This is a genomic window from Variovorax endophyticus (assembly GCF_025376855.1).
In the GTDB taxonomy this organism is placed as follows: domain Bacteria; phylum Pseudomonadota; class Gammaproteobacteria; order Burkholderiales; family Burkholderiaceae_C; genus Variovorax.
The window spans coordinates 80,409-97,682 of sequence record NZ_JAHUTH010000026.1 but is presented as its reverse complement, the minus strand read 5'-3'; the positions used below and the strand labels follow the sequence as shown (position 1 = coordinate 97,682).

Below are 17,274 nucleotides of genomic sequence, written 5' to 3'. Positions count from 1 at the left end.
TTCAATTCCTTTCGAGGATCAGGGTGGCGCTGCCGTGGCGCGAGCCGAGCAGGCCGCCCGTGCCCTGCGCGAGCGCGAGGCCGCAGCCGGGGACCTGCACCTTCGGATGCGCCTCGCCGCGCAGCTGGCGCACCGCCTCGATGACCTTGGTGATGCCGCCGCGGTTGGCGGGATGGTTGTTGCACAGGCCGCCGCCATCGGTGTTGAACGGCAGCTTGCCGATGCCCGAGATCAGGTTGCCGTCGGCCACGAAGCGGCCGCCCTCGCCCTTGCGGCAGAAGCCCAGGTCCTCGAGCTGCATCAGCACGGTGATGGTGAAGCTGTCGTAGATCGACGCGTACTGGATGTCGGCCGGCGTCACGCCCGCTTCGGCGAACGCAATCGGGCCCGAGACGGCGGCGCCCGAGTAGGTGAGGTCGAGCTGGCCATTGGCCTGGCCCTTCACGGTCTCGCCGGCGCCGAGCACGCTGACCATGGGCCGCGCGAGCGAGCGCGCGATCTCGGGGCGCACCACCAAGAGCGCGCCGCCGCCGTCGCTGACGACGCAGCAGTCGAGCTTGTGCAGCGGGTCGGAGATCATCGGCGAGGCCAGCACGTCCTGCACCGTCACGGGATCGCGCAGCATCGCGTTCGGGTTGTGCTGCGCATGCGCGGCGGCGGCCACCTTGATCCAGGCGAGCTGCTCGCTGGTGGTGCCGAACTCGTGCATGTGGCGCGCCGCGGCCAGCGCATACATGTTGACCGTGACCGGCGCATAGGGCATTTCCCAGGCCACGTCGGGCGTGGCCGCGGTCACGTTGCGCGGACCGGTGCCCACGCCGCTGGCCTCGGTGCGCGGGCGTCCCGCGAGCGTGATCAGCGCCACGTTGCACTTGCCCGCGGCGATGGCCTGCGCGGCATGCGAGACCTGCACCAGGTAGGCCGAGCCGCCGGTGTCGGTGCTGTCGACGTGGCGCACCTTGAGACCGAGGTAGTCGACCATGCTCAGCGGGCCCAGCCCCGGCGCGTCGCCCGCGCAGAAATAGCCGTCGACGTCCTGCAGCGACAGGCCGGCGTCGGCCAGCGCGCCGCGCGCGCATTCCGCATGCAGCTGCGGCACGGTCTTGTCGGGCGCCTTGCGCGTGGGGTGTTCGAAAGCGCCCGCGATGCAGGCCTGCCGCTTGATGCTCATTCCAATGGCTCCGTGTGATCGCCCGTTGCGGGCTCGAGGTGCGTCGCGCCGGCCGGATCGTTGCCGCCCGCCTTGACGCTGTGTCGCGAGGCTGATTATCATTGGTTCAACCAAAATAAATCAACAGGCAAATCGGCGGCGCTGTCTCTCGCGCGATGCCGCGGCCCGGCGAAGACCAAGGACGACAGCCATGACCCCGCACGATTCGAAGCACTGGCCGCGCACCCTGCCGCGCGACATCGACGTCCCGCCCACCAACCTGTGCGCGAACCTGCTGGTGTCGGCCATGCGTTCCCCGCAGCGCGCGGTGGTGGTCGACGATTTCGGCAGCCTGTCTTACGCGGCGCTGGTCGAGCAGGTGGAGCGCATCGCGGCCTTCCTGCAGCATGACCTGGCCGTGCGCCTGGGCGACCGGGTGCTGCTGTACCTGCCCAACGGCCGCGGCTGGATCGCGGCCTATTTCGCGATCCTGCGCATCAACGCGGTCGTGGTGCCCGTCAACCCGATGAACAAGCGCGACGAGCTGCCGCACTACCTTGAGGACAGCGAGGCGGTGGTGGCCTTCTGCGGTGCCGACAACGTGGCGGAGCTGCTGGCCGTGCCGGGCGCGCACCGGCTGCGCCGCGTGGTGATCGTCGGCAGCCCGGCGCCGGTGGAGGAGCCGCTGGAAGCCGCCGAAGCCTGCGACGCGGCAACCGGCGCGTCGCGCACCATCGGCCTGCGCCGCGTGCTGGCGGCCACCGGCGCCCCCGTGGCCCCGCTCGAGCACCTGCCCGACGCGCTCGCTCTGATCCTCTACAGCTCGGGCTCCACCGGCGTGCCCAAGGGCTGCATGCACACGCACCGCACGCTCAATGCCAGCACGGTCGCGGTCGCGCACTGGATGGGCATGGTCCCGCACTCGGTGCAACTGGTGGCGCTGCCGTACTTCCACATCACCGGCATGCAGAACCTGCTGAACGCGCCGATCTACGGCGGCGGCACGCTGGTGCTGATGAAGCGCTGGGACCGCGACCAGGCCGCGGCGCTGATCGCGCGCCACCGGGTCAGCCACTGGACGGCGATGCCGACCATGGTGATCGACTTCCTCGCGAGTCCGCGGCTGGCCGAGTACGACCTGAGCTCGGTGCGCCGCATCGGCGGCGGCGGCGCGGGCATGCCCGAGGCCGTGTGCGAGCGCCTGAAGCAACTGACCGGGCTCGATTTCCTCGAGGGCTACGGGCTGTCGGAAACGGCGCATGTCTCGGGCAACCCCGCGCATGCGTTCAAGCGCCAGTGCCTGGGCATGCCGCTGTTCGGCACCGACCTGCGCATCGTCGATCCCGAGACCCTGCGCGAGCTGCCGCCCGGCGAGGTGGGCGAGATCGTGATGTCGGGGCCGCAGGTATTCGCGGGCTACTGGCGCAACGAGCAGGCCACGCGCGCGGCGCTGCTGGAGATCGACGGGCGGCGCTTCGTGCGCAGCGGCGATCTCGGGCGGCGCGACGAGGACGGCTACTTCTTCATCGTCGACCGGCTCAAGCGCATGGTCAATGCCTCGGGCTACAAGGTCTGGCCGGCCGAGGTCGAGGCGATGCTGCACGAGCATCCGGCCATCGCCGAGGCCTGCGTGATCGCCGCGCACGATCCCTATCGCGGCGAGACCGTGAAGGCCGTGGTGGTGCTGCGCGAGGCGCATGCGGGCCAGGTGCGCGAGGCCGACGTCATCGAATGGGCGAAGCAGAAGATGGCCGCCTACAAGTACCCGCGGCTGGTCGAGTTCGTGCGCGAACTGCCCAAGTCGCCGACCGGAAAGATCGCCTGGCGCCAGCTGCAGGACGCCGAGCGCGCGAAGGCCTCGATGGCGTCCGCCTGAGCGAGCCGCAACGTCTCGTACATCGAATTCAACCCCCATCCATCATCCAACGGAGACCTATGCAGAACCTCGTCAATCTCGAAGGCCGAACCATCGTCGTGACCGGCGCCGGGCAGGGCATCGGCAAGGCGATCGCGACGCTCGCCGTGGAGCTCGGCGGCAACGTCGTCGCGCTCGACCTCAATCCCGACACGCTGGGCACGGCGATGTCCGCGCTGCCCGCCAGCCGCGTGCAGCAGGTGGTCGGCAGCGTGACCGACGCGGACCTCGCCGCGCGCGCCGTCGCCGAGGCCGTGGAGCGCTTCGGCGGCGTGCACGGCCTGGTGAACAACGCCGGTATCACGCGCCCGGCCATGATCGAGAAGATGACGCCGCAGCAATGGCAGGAGGTGATCGACGTGCACCTCACCGGCACCTTCTACTGGCTGCAGGCCGTGGGCCGCCACATGGTGGCGCGCGCGAAGGCGGGCGACACCAGCGGCGGCGCCATCGTCAACATCTCCTCCGACGCCGGGCGCAAGGGTTCGATCGGCCAGGTGAACTACGCGGCCGCCAAGGCCGGCATGCTGGGCGTCACGATGACCGCGGCGCGCGAATGGGGCCGCTACAACATCCGCACCAACTCGATCTGCTTCGGCGTGGTCGAGACCCCGATGACCGAGGTGGTGCGCGGCGAGAAATTCCGCGACGGCATGCTCGCGCAGATCCCGCTGGGCCGCTGGTCCACGCCCGAGGAGGTGGTGAAGACGGTGTGCTTCCTGATGTCGGACGCGGCCTCCTACATCACCGGCCAGCACCTGGGGGTCAACGGCGGCTTCCACATCAGCCTCTGAGCACGGGGCGAACCATGTACATGCCGCCCCACAGCAAGCTGCGGCTCGATCCGCGGGACGAGTACAACCACGTGCCCGAGGCCGTGTCCAACTACAACGAGAGCGCCTACTTCAACGCTTTCGACAGCGCGCGCGGCATCGGTGCCTGGATGCGCCTGGGCAACCGGCCGCACGAGGGGCATGCGGAGCTCAGCTGCTGCGTCTACCTGCCCGACGGGCGCGTGGGCTTCATGCACCAGCGCCCGAAGATCGAGCACAACGAGGCACTGAACGCGGGCGGCATGCGCTTCGAGGTGGTCGAGCCCTTCAGGCACCTGCGCGTGCGCTACGAGGGCGAACTGCTGCTGATGGACGACCCGCATGCGATGGCCGACCCGAGCAGCGCCTTCAAGCGCTATCCGAAGCGGCCCGCCTCGATCGCGCTCGACTTCCGCGGCGTCTCGCCGATGCACGGCGGCGAGATCGTCGCGCTCGACGGCAGCCCGATCGTGCTGGACCCCGAGCATGCGGTGTACCGCGGCCACATCGAGCAGAACATGGCGGTGACCGGCCACATCGCGGTGGATGGCCTGCGCTTCGACATCGCCGGGCACGGCTACCGCGACAAGTCCTGGGGCCCGCGCCACTGGCACAGCTTCTACTGGTACAAGTGGCTGCCCGTGACCTTCGGCGACGACTTCGGCGCGCTGCTGTCGATCAAGGGCCGCAAGGGGCAGCCGAACCACGTGAGCGGCAACGTGCTGCGCGACGGCCGCTACGAACCGGTGGTCGACGGGCGCATCGAGACCGACTACGACGCGCAGCACTATCCGCGCGCCTTCAGCGCGCAGGTTCGCACGGCCGAGCGCAGCTACACCCTGACCGGGAAGGTCGGCGCGCTGGTGCCGCTGCGGCATCGCCGCGTGGCCGGCGGCACCGGCGACTACACGCGCATCACCGAGGGCATCACCGAGTACCGCTGCGAAGGGCGTAGCGCGCTGGGCATGTCGGAGTACTGCGACCTGATGGTGGACGGCGTGCCGATCTCGGTGCGCGAGACGGAGGCGCGATGAAGACGCTCGACTACCGGCTGGACGACGGCGTGGCGACGCTCACGCTCGACCGTCCCGAGGCGAAGAACGCGCTCGACCCGACGATGGCCGACGAGCTCGGCGAATGCTTGGCCGCGATCCGCGCCGACGAGGCCGTGCGGGTGCTGGTGCTCGCCGGCGCCGGCGGCGCGTTCTGCGCGGGTGGCGACGTCAAGGCCATGGGGCAGGGCGGGCCGCGCACGCCCGAGCAGCGGCGCGCCGGCATGGCGCGCTACACGCGCATCTGCACCGAGCTCATGGCGCTCGATCGCCCGGTGATCGCCGCGGTCGACGGCGTGGCCTACGGCGCGGGTTTCAGCCTGGCGCTGATGTGCGACATCGTGCTGCTCTCGGAACGCGCGCGCCTGTGCATGGTGTTCCAGCGCATCGGCCTCGTGCCCGACATGGGTGCCTTCTACACGTTGCCGCGCGTGGTGGGGCTGCAGCGCGCGAAGGAACTGATCTTCTCGGCGCGCGAGATCGATGCGGCCGAGGCGCTGCGCCTGGGCCTGGCGATGGAGGTCGTGCCCGCCGAGGCGCTGGCCGCGCGCGCGAAGGCGATCGCGCGCAGCTTCGTGGGCGCCTCGCCGGTGGCGATGAGCATCGCCAAGCGCGCCCTGCAGGCCTCGCTCGGGAGCGACCTCCAGACGCTGCTCGAGATCGAGTCGTCCGGCCAGGCGCTGGCTTCGAACAGCGACTACGCGAAAGAGGCGGTGCGGCGTTTCGCGGCGCGCGAGCCCGCGCAGTTCCGCTGGCCGCCTGCCGCGTGAAGCGCGGCGACCCTGACAGATTCACCGACACGACAAGGCAAGCGACGATGCTCGACTATCAGAAGGCCCGCGACTGGCAATCCGGCGAGGTTCGCCATGACTACGCACCGCGGGACACCATGCTCTATGCGCTCGGTCTCGGCCTGGGCGCCGACCCGCTCGACGAGCGGCAACTGCGCTTCGTCTACGAGAAGGAGCTCGCGGCGCTGCCGACCATGGCCGCGGTGCTGGCTTCGCCGGGCTTCTGGATGCGAGAGCGGCGCGAGATCGGCATCGACTTCATGAAGCTGGTACACGGCGAACAGGCGCTGCGCCTGCATGCGCCGCTGCCGCCGTCGGGCACGGTGCTCGGGCGCACGCGCGTGACGCGCGTGGTCGACAAGGGTGAGGGCAAGGGCGCGGTGCTGCATGTGGAGAAAGAACTGGCCGATGCCGAGGGCCGGGCGCTCGCCACCGTCGAGAGCGTGTATTTCCTGCGCGGCGACGGTGGCTTCTCCCGGGCCGACGGGCGCAGCGACGAAGCCGCCGCGCCGGCGCCGGCCACGCCCGAGGGCGCGCCGGAGCATGTACTGGACCTGCCCACGCGGCCCGACCAGGCGTTGCTCTACCGGCTCTCGGGCGACCTCAACCCGCTGCATGCCGAGCCGGCCTTCGCGGCCAAGGTGGGCTTCGCGAAACCGATCCTGCATGGCCTCGCGACCTGGGGCATCGCGGGCCGCGGCCTGCTCGAGGCGCACGGCGGCCTCGATCCGGCGCGGCTGGTGGCGATGCGCGCGCGCCTGTCGGCACCGGTCTATCCGGGCGAGACCATCCGCCTCGAGAGCTGGCGCAACGGCAACGAGGTGGCGTTCCGAGCGCGCGCGCTCGAGCGCGATGTGCTGGTGCTGACGCACGGCCGCGCCGAGCTGCGATGAAGGCCTGGCGCGTCGAGGCGATCGGCGATCCGGCCGGCCTGCGCCTCGTCGACGTGCCCCTGTCCGAGCCGGCCGCCGACGAGTACCTCGTGAAGGTCGAGGCGGCGGGCCTGAACTTCCTCGACACCCTGCTGGTCGAGGGCCGCTACCAGGTGCGGCCCGCGCTGCCGTTCACGCCCGGCATGGAGGTGGTGGGCACCGTGGTCGGCGGGGCCGAGGCGAGGCTGCGCGTGGCGGCCGCGACGCCGTCCGGACGCTTCGGTGGCTTCGCGGAGTACGCGCTGGTGCCGCGCGCCGAGGCGGTGGTGCTCGAGGCCGACGTGCCGCCCGGCGTGGCGCTCGCGTTGCGCGGCAACTATCCCACCGCGCTGTATGCGCTGCGCCATGCGGGCCGCCTGGCCGCCGGCGAAACCCTGCTGGTGCACGCGGGCGCGGGCGGCGTGGGCAGCGCGGCCGTGCAACTGGGCAAGGCCATGGGCGCGCGCGTGATCGCCACCGCGGGCAGCGATTCCAAGCGCGAACTCTGCCGGGCGCTGGGCGCGGATGCGGTGGTCGACTACGGCGATGCCGGCTGGGTCGACGCGGTGCGTGCGCTCGCCCCGCGCGGCGTGGACCTCGTCTTCGATCCGGTGGGCGGCGAGGTCGGTGCGCAAAGCGCGCGCTGCCTCGGCTTCGGCGCGCGGCTGCTGGTGGTCGGCTTCGCGGGCGGCGCGCTCACGCAACTGCCGGCCAATCGCCTGCTGCTCGCCAATGCCTCGGCCATCGGCGTGCTGTGGGGCGAGGTGCGCAAGCGCGAGCCGGCCCTGGCGAGCCGGCTGGCGCAGGAGATCCGCGACTGGTGGCGCGAAGGGCGTCTTCGCCCGCTCGAGGCCACGGCCTTCGACTTCGTGCGACTGCCCGAGGCGCTGGCCGCCCTGGCGCAGCGCCGCACCTGCGGCAAGGCGATCCTCACGATGTCCCTGGTGTCGCCGACGGAACGTGCAGGATCGAATTCGCTTGCGTAGAATCAATGGTTCTACCAAAGGAGACATGATGGACTTCAACCTGCCCGCCGACGCCGAGGAAATGCGCGTCGCCACGCGAGACGCCGTCGACGCGCTGCTCAAGCTCGAACCGCGTTACCACGAGACCGGGGAAGTGCCCGAGCAGGTCGAGAGCACCCTGTGCGAGATGGGCTTCTACGGCATGGCGATCCCCGAGGCCTACGGCGGCATGCCCGTGGACCACCTCACGAGCGTGGCGGTGCAGCTCGAGCTCGCGCGCCTGCCGCCGCAGTTCTGGCCCTTCGTGCGCTCGGCCATCGGGCCCGGCGTGCACATCATCGTGGACCACGGCAGCGAGGCCCTCAAGAAGAAGTGGCTGCCCGAGATCGCCTCGGGCCGCTCGCGCAACTGCATCGCGATCACCGAGCCGCACGCGGGCTCCGACGCGGCGCGGATGCTGACCTCCGCCAAACGCGAGGGCGACCACTACGTGCTCAACGGCACGAAGACCTTCATCTCGAACGCCAACCATGCGCACTCGATCACCGTGCTGGCCTCGACCGACCGCGCGGCCGGCAAGCACGGCATCTCGGCCTTCCTGCTCGACACCACCACGCCGGGCTTCGAGGTGGCGCGCACCATGCCGACCATGGGCTGGATGGACGACAGCCTCTGCGAGATCACCTTCACCGACTGTCGCATCCCGGTGGAGAACCTGCTGGGCGAGGAGGGCCGCGGCCTCTCGTACGCGATGTCGGGGCTCAACGAGGGCCGCCTCAACGTGGGCTGCCAGGCACTCGGCCCGGCGCAGATCGCGCTCGACGAGACCATCGAGCACGCCCGCACGCGCGTCACCTTCGGGCAGGCGCTGGCCGAGCATCAGGCGATCCAGCACATGATCGCCGACATGGCGATGGACCTGCACGCCGCGCGCATGGTGCTGTTCGAGGCCGTGTGGCGCGCCACGCGCGGCGAGGATGCGCGCATGAAGGCCTCGATGGTGAAGGTGATCTGCACCGAGGCGGCCTGTCGCATCGCCGACAAGGCGCTGCAGATCTTCGGCGGCTCGGGCTACTGCCGCGGCACCATCGTCGAGCGCGTGTACCGCGACCTGCGGGTGCTGCGCATCTACGAGGGCGCCTCGGAGATCCACCGCAACATGATTGCGCGGCAGTTGCTGGCTTGAAGCAAGGCCGGTGCGGGCGCGGCGCCCGCGCCCGGTCTCATCGCATCAGCTCGCGTGCGATCACCACGCGCTGGATCTGGTTGGTGCCTTCGAAGATCTGGTTGAGCTTGGCGTCGCGCATCATCTTCTCGACCGGATAGTCCTTCACGTAGCCGTAGCCGCCGAAGACCTGCACCGCGTCGGTCGTGACCTTCATCGCGACGTCGCTCGCGAAGCACTTGGCCATGCTCGCGAACTTGGGCAGCGCGGCCCAGTCGCCGGCGTCGGCCAGGCGCGCGGTCTCGTAGACCAGGCAGCGCGCGGCCTCGATCTGCATCGCCATGTCGGCCAGCATGAACTGGATGCCCTGGAACTCGATGATGGCGCGCTTGAACTGGCGCCGCTGCTTGGCGTAGGCCAGCGCCGCGTCGAGCGCGCCCTGCGCCAGCCCGACCGAGGCCGCGGCGATGGCGGGGCGGTTGAGGTCGAGCGCGCGCATCGCCGAACGGAAGCCCTTGCCTTCCTCGCCGAGGCGGTTCTCGGCCGGCACGCGCACGTTGTCGAGGTAGATCGGCACGTTGATCGTGCCCTTCATGCCCATCTTGCGCTCGTTGCGGCCGAAGCTCAGGCCCTGGCTGTTCTTCGCGTCGACGATGAAGGGGCTGATGTCGTCGGCGCCGCCGCCTTCGCCGGTCTTGGCGAAGACCAGGATGTAGTCGGCGCGGCTGCCGAAGGTGCACCACTGCTTCTGGCCGTTGAGCACGTAGCTGTCGCCGTCGGCCACCGCGCGCGTGCGCATGCCGCCCACGTCGCTGCCGCAGTCGGGTTCCGACAGCGCGATCGCCGTCACCGTGCGGCCCTCGGCCAGGAGCGGCAGGAAGCGCTGCTTCTGTTCCTCGGTGCCGAAGTGCATCAGCGGCAGCGCGAACATGGTGTTCATGCCGGCCATCAGCGCGCACGACTCCGACACGCGCGAGATCTCCTCGCGCGCGATGCACACCATCGTGAGGTTGGCGCCGGGGCCGCCGTAGGCCTCGGGCACCCACAGCTGCAGCAGTCCCATGTCGCCGTAGACCGGGATCAGCTCCTCGGGAAAGCGGTCGTTCTCGTCGATCTCGGCGGCGATGGGCGCGACATGGCGCTCGACCATGCGGCGCACGCTGTCGCGAAAGGCGATCTGTTCTTCGGTGAAGTTCATGGCGGGGTTTCCTTGGTGATCCAGCGGGGGTTGTTGATGGCCAGCGCCTCGGCCAGCGCGGCGCGCAGGTGGGCCGCGACGCCGGGCGCGTCGGGGTCGAGCCGGCCGTCACGCAGCGCGTCGGCCAGCGCGAGGGACGGGGAGGTGGGAGTGGGGGCGTCTTGCAGCAGCGCGAGCAGGCGCTCGCGCGCCGCGGCATCGTGCGCGGCGCCGAGCCGCAATTCGCGCTCGACGATGCGCAGCACGTTGATCGCGATGCGGGTCTGGAAGCGGTGATAGCCATCGAGCGAGGGCATCAGCTCGTCCTCGAGATAGCGCGCGGTCGCCGCGAGCAGGGTGGGGGCGGGCGGGACGCTGTCGGACATGGCCGCGGTTCCTTTGTTCAGTGCTCGACAAGCTGGAAGAAGTCCCACAGCGGCTCTTCCATGCGCCGGCCCACGGCGCACAGCTCGAGGCTCGCGGGCGTGCCGTCGTCGCGGGTGGCGAGGCCGCGGCGCACGCAGCCGATGGCCCACTTGAGGTTGGAGAAGGCCTCCCAGAAGCGCACGCGCGCGGGATCGACCGGCGCGCCGCCGGCGCGCTCGTAGGCCGCGTAGAGGTCCTCGCGCGCACCGAAACCGCCGACCTCGGGCGCGGCGCCGAAGCGCCAGGTCCGCATGCACAGCACGCCGAGGTCCTGCATGGGATCGCCGCGGCGTGCGATCTCCCAGTCGAGCACGCAGCGGATGCCCTCGGGCCCGACGATCAGGTTGCCGGTGCGGAAGTCCGCATGCACCAGCGCGTCGGCATCGTCCGCGGGCAGGTGGCGGCGCACCCATTGCAGCGCGAATTCGAGCGCGGGATGACGAAAGCCCGTGGCGTCGAGCAGGCCCGCGTATACCGAGAGTTCCTGCGCGGGCGAGAGCCGCTGCAGGAAATCCAGTCCCGTGGTGGGCATGCGATGGATGGTCGCGAGAATCCGCCCGGCCTGCTCCGCCATCGCCGCGCGCGCACCGGCATGCGCGGGGTCGGCGACCAGCTTGCGGCCCAGCGTCTCGCCTGCCACATGCTCGGTGACGTAGCCGCGGCCGAGGCCGTCGTGCAGGTCGAGGATGGCGCGTACCCTGGGCGCCGGCACGCCGTGGGTGCGCGCGGCGATCATCAGCCGCGCATCGTCGGCGGCATCGAGCTTCGGTGCCGACGATTCCTTTCTTTCGGGTGTGGCGGCTGGTGCCTGCTGCAGGATCAGCGCGACAGGGCCGTCGGCGGTCGCGAGCTCGAAGGACCAGGTGGTCTTGGTCGCGCCGCCCGTGAGGCGGCGCAGCGCCTCGACGCGGCCGTGCAGTCCCGCATGGCGGCTCAGCGCGGCGGCGAGCCGTTGCGCCATCGCTTCCGTGGCGGGCGCCATTTCAGATCCTGCGGCCCGCGCCTTGCCAGAACGGATCGCGCAGGCGGCGCTTGAAGATCTTGCCGCTGTCCTCGCGCGGCAGCGACGCGTGGAAGTCGATGCGGCGCGGGACCTTGTACCGGGCCAGCCGCTCGGCGAGGAAGGCGCGGATCGCTTCCGCATCGGGCGCGGCGCCGGGCATGCACTCGATGGCCGCGGCCAGCGACTCGCCCATCTCGTCGTCCGGAATGCCGAACACCGCGCAGTCGCGCACCGCGGGGCATTGCAGCAGCACGGCCTCGATCTCGGCCGGATAGATGTTCACGCCGGCCGAGATCACCATGTCGGCGCGGCGGTCGCACAGGTACAGGTGGCCGTCCTTGACGTAGCCCACGTCGCCGCAGCTGATCAGCCCGTCGCGCTCGACCTCGCGGCGCTTCTCGGGATGGTTGTGGTAGGTGAAGTCGGCATAGGCCGGCACGCGCACGAAGATCTCGCCGACCTCTCCCGGCGCGACCGGGCGTCCGTCCTCGCCGTAGAGCGCCATGCGCGCGCCGGGCGTCAGCCGGCCCACGCTGCCGGGAAATTCCAGCCAGTCCTGCGGCGTGCTCAGCGTGGCGGTGCCGACCTCGGTGCCGCCATAGGTCTCGTACACCACCGGTCCCCACCAGTCCATGAGCGCGCGCTTGGTCTCGGGCGCGCAGGGCGCGCCGGTATGGGTGACCCAGCGCAGCGAGCCCAGGTCGTAGCGGCGGCGCACCGCCTCGGGCAGCTTGAGCATGCGCACGAACATCGTGGGCACCGCCACCATGTGGCTGATGCGGTGGCGCTCGATCGCGGCGAGCACGGCCTCGGGATCGAACTTGGTCTGCATCGCCAGCACCTCGCAGGCGGGCAGCGCCTGGCGCGCAAAGGCATTGGGCGAGGCGTGGTACAGCGGCCCCGCGATCAGCGCGCGCACGCCGGGCTGCAGGCCGTACACGCTGCGCAGCAGTTCGACATAGGCGCGCGCCTGCTCGGGCGTGGCGGCCTCGCGCCGCACGCCCTTGGCGCGGCCGGTGGTGCCCGAGGTGTAGATCATGGTGGCGCGGCTGCGCATCGGCGGGCCGTCCCAGGGCGCGAAGGCCGCGAGCCAGGTGTTCCATTCGAGCGCACCGCCCGGCACCGCGGCGGCCTCGTCGGTCAGCGCGAAGGCGCGCACCGCCTCGGGCGGCGTCGGCACCGTGACGACGGCGGTGTCCACGGGGAAGCGCTCGCGCACCGGCGCGAGCAGGTCGGCATGGCCCACGATCACGCGCGGACGCACGTCCTCGACGATGTAGAGCACCTCCTCGGGCTTGCCGTGCCAGTTGATCGGCACGGCGTAGGCGCCGAGCGCGGCCGCGGCCTGCTGCGCCTCGAGGAAGGCGAAGTCGTTGCGCAGCAGCAGTGCCACCGCGTCGCCCTCGCGCACGCCGAGCGCATCGAGGCCGCGCGCGGCCTGCAGGGCGCGCCGGGTCAGCAGGTCGCGCTCCATCGCGCGCCCGTCGAGGATCACCTGGCTCATGTCGTCGTGTCTCCGATGGGGGCGAACGGCGGCTCCGTCCACCAGGGGTAGGGCGCGGGCATGCCGGTGCTGACGGCATCGGGAAAGCGCGCGGGCCGCTTCTCGCGGAACGAGGCCACGCCCTCGGCCGCGTCGGCCGAAGCGCCACGCGAGCGCAGCGCGGCGCTTTCGAGACGATGGGCCTCCATCGGATGCGCCGCGCCGAGCATGCGCCACATCAGTTGCCGCGTGAGCGCCACCGACACCGGTGCCGCATGCGTGGCGATCTCCGCGGCCAGCGATTGCGCGCGCGCCAGCAGCTCGCCGGGTTCGCACAGCTCGCTCACGAGGCCGCCCGCGCGGGCCTCCTCGGCATCGAAGACATGGCCGCCCATGCTCCATTCCAGCGCCTTCGAGATGCCGGCCACGCGCGGCAGGAACCAGCTCGCGCAGGCATCGGGCACGATGCCGCGGCGCGCGAAGACGAAACCGAAGCGCGCGTCGCGCGAGGCGATGCGGATGTCCATCGGCAGCAGCATCGACGCGCCGATGCCGACGGCCGCGCCATTCACGGCGGCGATCAGCGGCTTGGTGCTCGCGAACAGGCGCAGCGCGAGCACGCCGCCGCCGTCGCGGCCCGGTTCCTCGCAGGGTTCGGCGTCGCGCGCGGCCGCGGCCGGATCGAAGGCCCGCGCGCCTTCCGACAGGTCGAAGCCGGCGCAGAAGGCACGGCCCGCGCCGGTGATCACGATGGCGCGCACCGCGTCCTGCGCATCCGCGAGGTCGAGCGCGCGGCACAGCTCGCGGCGCATGGCGCGGGTCATCGCGTTCATGCGCTCGGGGCGGTGCAGCGTCAGCGTGAGCACCGGGCCCGACAGGTCCCAGCGCAGGGTCTCGAAGGCGGGTTCGCTCATGCCATCGCCGCCAGCCGCGCCGACTGCGCGTCGACATCGCCGAAGAGCTGGTCGAGCAGCGCGAGGCGGCGCAGGCAGTGGCCCACCGCGTATTCCTCGGTCATGCCGATGCCGCCATGCAGCTGGATCGCCGCGTGGCACAGGCCGCGGCCGTGGCGGCCGATCATGAGCTTGGCGCGCGCGAGGTCGGCGCGCGCGCCGGGTGCGTCGAGGTCGTCGGCGGCGACCGCCGCCACCAGCGCCATGCTGCGGCACATCTCGAGGCTCACGAGCATTTCCGCGGCGCGGTGGCGCAACGCCTGGTTCTCGCCGATCAGGCGGCCGAACTGGCGGCGCGTCTTCAGGTAGTCGACGGCCAGCCGGTAGGCCGACTCCATGAGGCCGACGGCATCGGCGCAGACCGCGGCGGTGCCGGCGGCCAGCGTTCCCTCGAGCGCGCGCAGCGCGGTGGCGGCATCGTGCGGATCGTGCAGCGGCAGCGCGGTGGCGGATTCGAAGCACAGCTCGCCGGCCGGCGTGTCGTCGACCAGGCGATGGGCGCGGCACTGCACGCCCGGGTCCTGGGCATCGACCAGGAACAGGGCGAGGCCCTGCTTGTCGTCGGGCGCGCCCGCCACGCGCGCGCTGACCACGACATGGTGAGCGGCCGTGGCATGCAGCACGTTGCATTTCACGCCGTCGAGCCGCCAGCGTTCGCCATCGCGGCGCGCGACGGTCTCGATCCACAGCGGGGCCTGGTGCCCGGCCGCTTCGTCGTGGGCCCAGGCCAGGCGGACTTCGCCGCTGGCCACGCCGGGCAGCAACCGCGCCTGCATGTTGTCGTCGTCCGCGAGCCGCAGCGCGGTGGCACCGAGCACGACCGAGGCGAGGAAGGGTTCGAGCGACAGCGCGCGGCCGAGCTCCTGCATCACCGGCAGCAGGTCGATGGCGCCGCCGCCGAAGCCGCCGTGGGCCTGCGGCAAGGGCAGGGCGGTCAGTCCCAGATCGGCCAGTTGCCGCCACACCGCTTCGCTCCAGCCCGCGGGCGTGGCGGCGATCGCGCGGCGCTGCTCGAAGCCGTAGACATCGCCGAGCAGGCGCGAGAGGCTGGCCTGCAGCGCCTGCTGCTCTTCATTGAGTTCGAAGTTCATGCGGGCCTATCCCAGGATCGTCTTGGAAAGAATGTCCTTCTGGACTTCGCTCGTGCCGCCGTAGATGCTGGCGGCGCGGCTGTAGAAGTAGCGCATCGCGAGCGGCCCGGCCCAGTGCTCGGCGCCGGGCCCGTCGTGCGCGCGGCGCTCCATCGCCGCGGGACCGGCGATGCGCTGCAGCAGCTGCGCGATCTCCTGCTGCAGCTCGGTGCCCTTGAGCTTGAGCACGGAAGCGAAGCCCGGATTCTTCCGCGCCGTGTCGTTCGACAGCAGGAAGCGCCAGTTCGTGACCTCGAGCGCGCGGATCTCGGCGTCGAGCACGGCCATCTCGGCGCGCAGCCGCGTACTGTCGAGCAGCGGCCGGCCGGCCTGCGTGAGGCGGCCGGCCAGCTCGCGCGCATAGTCCAGCCGCTCGCGGCACAGGCCCACGTTGGCGATGCCGGTGCGCTCGTTCATCAGCAGGTACTTGGCGCAGTCCCAGCCGCGGCCTTCCTCGCCCACGAGGTTGCCGACCGGCACGCGCACCGCGTCGAAGAAGACCTCGTTGAGATGGTGCTGGCCGTCGATCGAGGTGATCGGGCGGATCGTGATGCCGGGGCTGCGCAGGTCGATCAGCAGGAAGGAGATGCCGTGCTGCTTGCTGCCCGTGCCGTCGGTGCGCACCAGCGCGAACACCCAGTCGGCCAGGTGCGCGGTGGTGGTCCAGATCTTCTGGCCGTCGACGACGTAGTGTTCGTCCTCGCCTTCGCCTTCCCGCCTAGCCGAAGTGCGCAGCGAGGCCAGGTCGGAGCCCGAGCCCGGTTCGGAGAAGCCCTGGCAGAACCAGAGGTCGAGGTTCGCGAGCTTGGGCATGAAGAAGCGCTTCTGCGCCTCGGTGCCGAACTTCAGCAGCACCGGCCCGAGCATGCCCACGTTGAACACCTGCGGCAGCGGCGCGGGCGCGCGGAACAGCTCGTCGAGCAGGATCAGCCGCTCGGCCTGTCCGAGCTCGGCGCCGCCGTACTCACGCGGCCAGTGCGGCGCCGCCCAGCCTTTCTCGTTGAGGATGCGCTGCCACGTGACGGTGTCCTGCTTGCGCGGCGGATGGCCCAGGCGCAGGCGGTTTCGGATCTCGGCGGGCAGCCGTTCCTCGATGAACTGGCGGACCTCGCGGCGGAAGGCGGCTTGGTCGGGGGGCGTGGCGAGATCCATCGGGCGAAGCAGCGGTGGCTGAGAGTTGGCTCAGGCCATCATATGCCGGACTTCTGATTGGATCAACCATTGCTTCCATGAGGCCGAAGCCAGAATCCACGGGAACCTGGATGCCTCGGCGGCCCGGGCCGGATCAGCGCTGCCGGGCAGGCGCGCAGGACCGGCCGATGACCAGGTCCCAGTCGACCATCAGCTTGCGCGGATGGGCCGGCGCCTCGTCGGCGACCCGGTCCATCATGAGCTTCACCGCCAACTGGGCGCTGCGCTCGAAGTTGTAGCGCAGCATCGTCAGGGGCGGGTACATGAGCTCGAGGGTCGAGGCCTCGCCGATGCCGATGACCGACAGGTCGCGCGGTATCTCGAGCCCGGCCTCGTGTGCCACATGGACCGCGCCCGACAGCATGCGGGTGCCCAGCGCGATGATCGCCGTGGGCGGTTCGTCCAGCGCCAGCATCTCGGACATGCGCGTGCTCGACGACTCGATCCAGGAATTGGGCATGAACACCAGCCGCTCGTCGAACGCGACGCCTGCGGCGGCCAGCGAGGCCTTGTAGCCCGCCAGCTTCTCCCGCCCGGGGCGCAGGCTCGCGCTCGACACGAACAGCGCGATGCGCCGGTGGCCCAGCGACAGCAGGTAGTCGACCGCGCGGCGCATGCCGCGCAGGTGGTCGATGAGCACGCTGTCGAAGGCCGCGCCCATGTCGCGGTCGCAGATGACGACGGGCAGCTTGGACTGCGCGAAGGGGCAGTCCTCGGGGTCGGGGTACTCGAAGGTCGGCGACGCGATGATCCCCTCGAGCCGGCGGTTCTCGAAGAAGGCGACGAGTTCGCGGTCGCGCGTCTGGCGCTCGGAACTGCCGACCAGCAGCGAGTAGCCCGCGGCCTGCGTCAGGCGCTCGACCTCGCTCAGGTGCGCGGCCAGCGAGGGGTTCGCGATGTTGGGCAGCAGGTAGCCGATGGTCTTGCTGCGTCCGGTGCGCAGATGGCGCGCCGTGAAGTCCGGCTCGTAGCCCAGTTTCGCGACCGCCTCGAGCACGCGCCGCCGCAACTCGGGACTGGCATAGCCGCTGTCGTTGAGCACGCGCGACACGCTGCCGATCGCCACGCCGGCCGCATGGGCCACATCTCGCACCGAGATCCGTTGTCTCATCGTTTACCAGTATAGAAACGTTCCACACCATTTGCGGAA

16 protein-coding genes are annotated in these 17,274 nt (G+C 71.0%); 7 read left to right on the top strand and 9 right to left on the bottom strand.

The window, feature by feature from the left end; all coding sequences use genetic code 11:
- Window position 1: 1 nt before the first annotated feature.
- The gene (locus tag KV106_RS28970) at window positions 2-1,171 is read right to left on the bottom strand and encodes a thiolase domain-containing protein (RefSeq protein ID WP_261214235.1); all 1,170 of its coding nucleotides are present in this window, start codon (window positions 1,169-1,171) and stop codon (window positions 2-4) included.
- Window positions 1,172-1,361: 190 nt separating this feature from the next.
- Between KV106_RS28970 and KV106_RS28965 the strand changes: the two genes are divergently transcribed.
- From KV106_RS28965 to KV106_RS28935, 7 genes are read left to right on the top strand one after another with little or no spacing between them, the layout of a single operon-like run.
- Window positions 1,362-3,026, top strand: a complete 1,665-nt coding sequence (locus KV106_RS28965) for a long-chain-fatty-acid--CoA ligase (RefSeq protein ID WP_261214233.1) — start codon at window positions 1,362-1,364, stop codon at window positions 3,024-3,026.
- Window positions 3,027-3,085: 59 nt separating this feature from the next.
- Window positions 3,086-3,859, top strand: coding sequence for an SDR family NAD(P)-dependent oxidoreductase (locus tag KV106_RS28960; protein WP_261214232.1), 774 nt, complete (start codon window positions 3,086-3,088; stop codon window positions 3,857-3,859).
- A gap of 14 nt (window positions 3,860-3,873) precedes the next feature.
- Window positions 3,874-4,911 (top strand): DUF7064 domain-containing protein, encoded by a 1,038-nt coding sequence (locus KV106_RS28955; RefSeq protein WP_261214230.1) that lies wholly within the window; start codon window positions 3,874-3,876, stop codon window positions 4,909-4,911.
- Window positions 4,908-5,699, top strand: a complete 792-nt coding sequence (locus tag KV106_RS28950) for an enoyl-CoA hydratase/isomerase family protein (protein ID WP_261214229.1) — start codon at window positions 4,908-4,910, stop codon at window positions 5,697-5,699. Before KV106_RS28955 ends, KV106_RS28950 begins: the two co-directional genes overlap by 4 nt.
- Window positions 5,700-5,746: 47 nt before the next feature.
- The gene (locus KV106_RS28945; RefSeq protein ID WP_261214227.1) at window positions 5,747-6,613 is read left to right on the top strand and encodes a MaoC/PaaZ C-terminal domain-containing protein; all 867 of its coding nucleotides are present in this window, start codon (window positions 5,747-5,749) and stop codon (window positions 6,611-6,613) included.
- Window positions 6,610-7,617, top strand: a complete 1,008-nt coding sequence (locus KV106_RS28940) for an NADPH:quinone oxidoreductase family protein (RefSeq protein WP_261214225.1) — start codon at window positions 6,610-6,612, stop codon at window positions 7,615-7,617. Before KV106_RS28945 ends, KV106_RS28940 begins: the two co-directional genes overlap by 4 nt.
- 28 nt (window positions 7,618-7,645) lie before the next feature.
- Window positions 7,646-8,782, top strand: a complete 1,137-nt coding sequence (locus KV106_RS28935) for an acyl-CoA dehydrogenase family protein (RefSeq protein ID WP_261214224.1) — start codon at window positions 7,646-7,648, stop codon at window positions 8,780-8,782.
- Between the two features lie 37 nt (window positions 8,783-8,819).
- On the opposite strand, the gene KV106_RS28930 is transcribed toward KV106_RS28935, so the two are convergent.
- The 8 genes from KV106_RS28930 to KV106_RS28895 form a co-directional block, all read right to left on the bottom strand.
- Entirely contained in the window at window positions 8,820-9,959 is a 1,140-nt protein-coding gene (locus tag KV106_RS28930) for an acyl-CoA dehydrogenase family protein (protein WP_261214223.1), read from the bottom strand.
- Window positions 9,956-10,324, bottom strand: a complete 369-nt coding sequence (locus KV106_RS28925) for a DUF6285 domain-containing protein (protein WP_261214221.1) — start codon at window positions 10,322-10,324, stop codon at window positions 9,956-9,958. The genes KV106_RS28930 and KV106_RS28925 overlap by 4 nt, the downstream gene beginning before the upstream one ends.
- Window positions 10,325-10,341: 17 nt before the next feature.
- Window positions 10,342-11,346 (bottom strand): phosphotransferase family protein, encoded by a 1,005-nt coding sequence (locus KV106_RS28920; RefSeq protein WP_261214220.1) that lies wholly within the window; start codon window positions 11,344-11,346, stop codon window positions 10,342-10,344.
- Window position 11,347: 1 nt separating this feature from the next.
- On the bottom strand, window positions 11,348-12,871 hold the full coding sequence (locus KV106_RS28915) for an acyl-CoA synthetase (protein WP_261214218.1): 1,524 nt from the start codon (window positions 12,869-12,871) through the stop codon (window positions 11,348-11,350).
- Window positions 12,868-13,764, bottom strand: a complete 897-nt coding sequence (locus KV106_RS28910; protein ID WP_261214216.1) for an enoyl-CoA hydratase-related protein — start codon at window positions 13,762-13,764, stop codon at window positions 12,868-12,870. The genes KV106_RS28915 and KV106_RS28910 overlap by 4 nt, the downstream gene beginning before the upstream one ends.
- The gene (locus tag KV106_RS28905) at window positions 13,761-14,894 is read right to left on the bottom strand and encodes an acyl-CoA dehydrogenase family protein (protein ID WP_261214214.1); all 1,134 of its coding nucleotides are present in this window, start codon (window positions 14,892-14,894) and stop codon (window positions 13,761-13,763) included. Before KV106_RS28905 ends, KV106_RS28910 begins: the two co-directional genes overlap by 4 nt.
- A 6-nt stretch (window positions 14,895-14,900) precedes the next feature.
- Window positions 14,901-16,085, bottom strand: coding sequence for an acyl-CoA dehydrogenase family protein (locus KV106_RS28900; RefSeq protein WP_261214213.1), 1,185 nt, complete (start codon window positions 16,083-16,085; stop codon window positions 14,901-14,903).
- Window positions 16,086-16,218: 133 nt separating this feature from the next.
- The gene (locus KV106_RS28895) at window positions 16,219-17,235 is read right to left on the bottom strand and encodes a LacI family DNA-binding transcriptional regulator (RefSeq protein ID WP_261214210.1); all 1,017 of its coding nucleotides are present in this window, start codon (window positions 17,233-17,235) and stop codon (window positions 16,219-16,221) included.
- Window positions 17,236-17,274 lie beyond the last annotated feature (39 nt).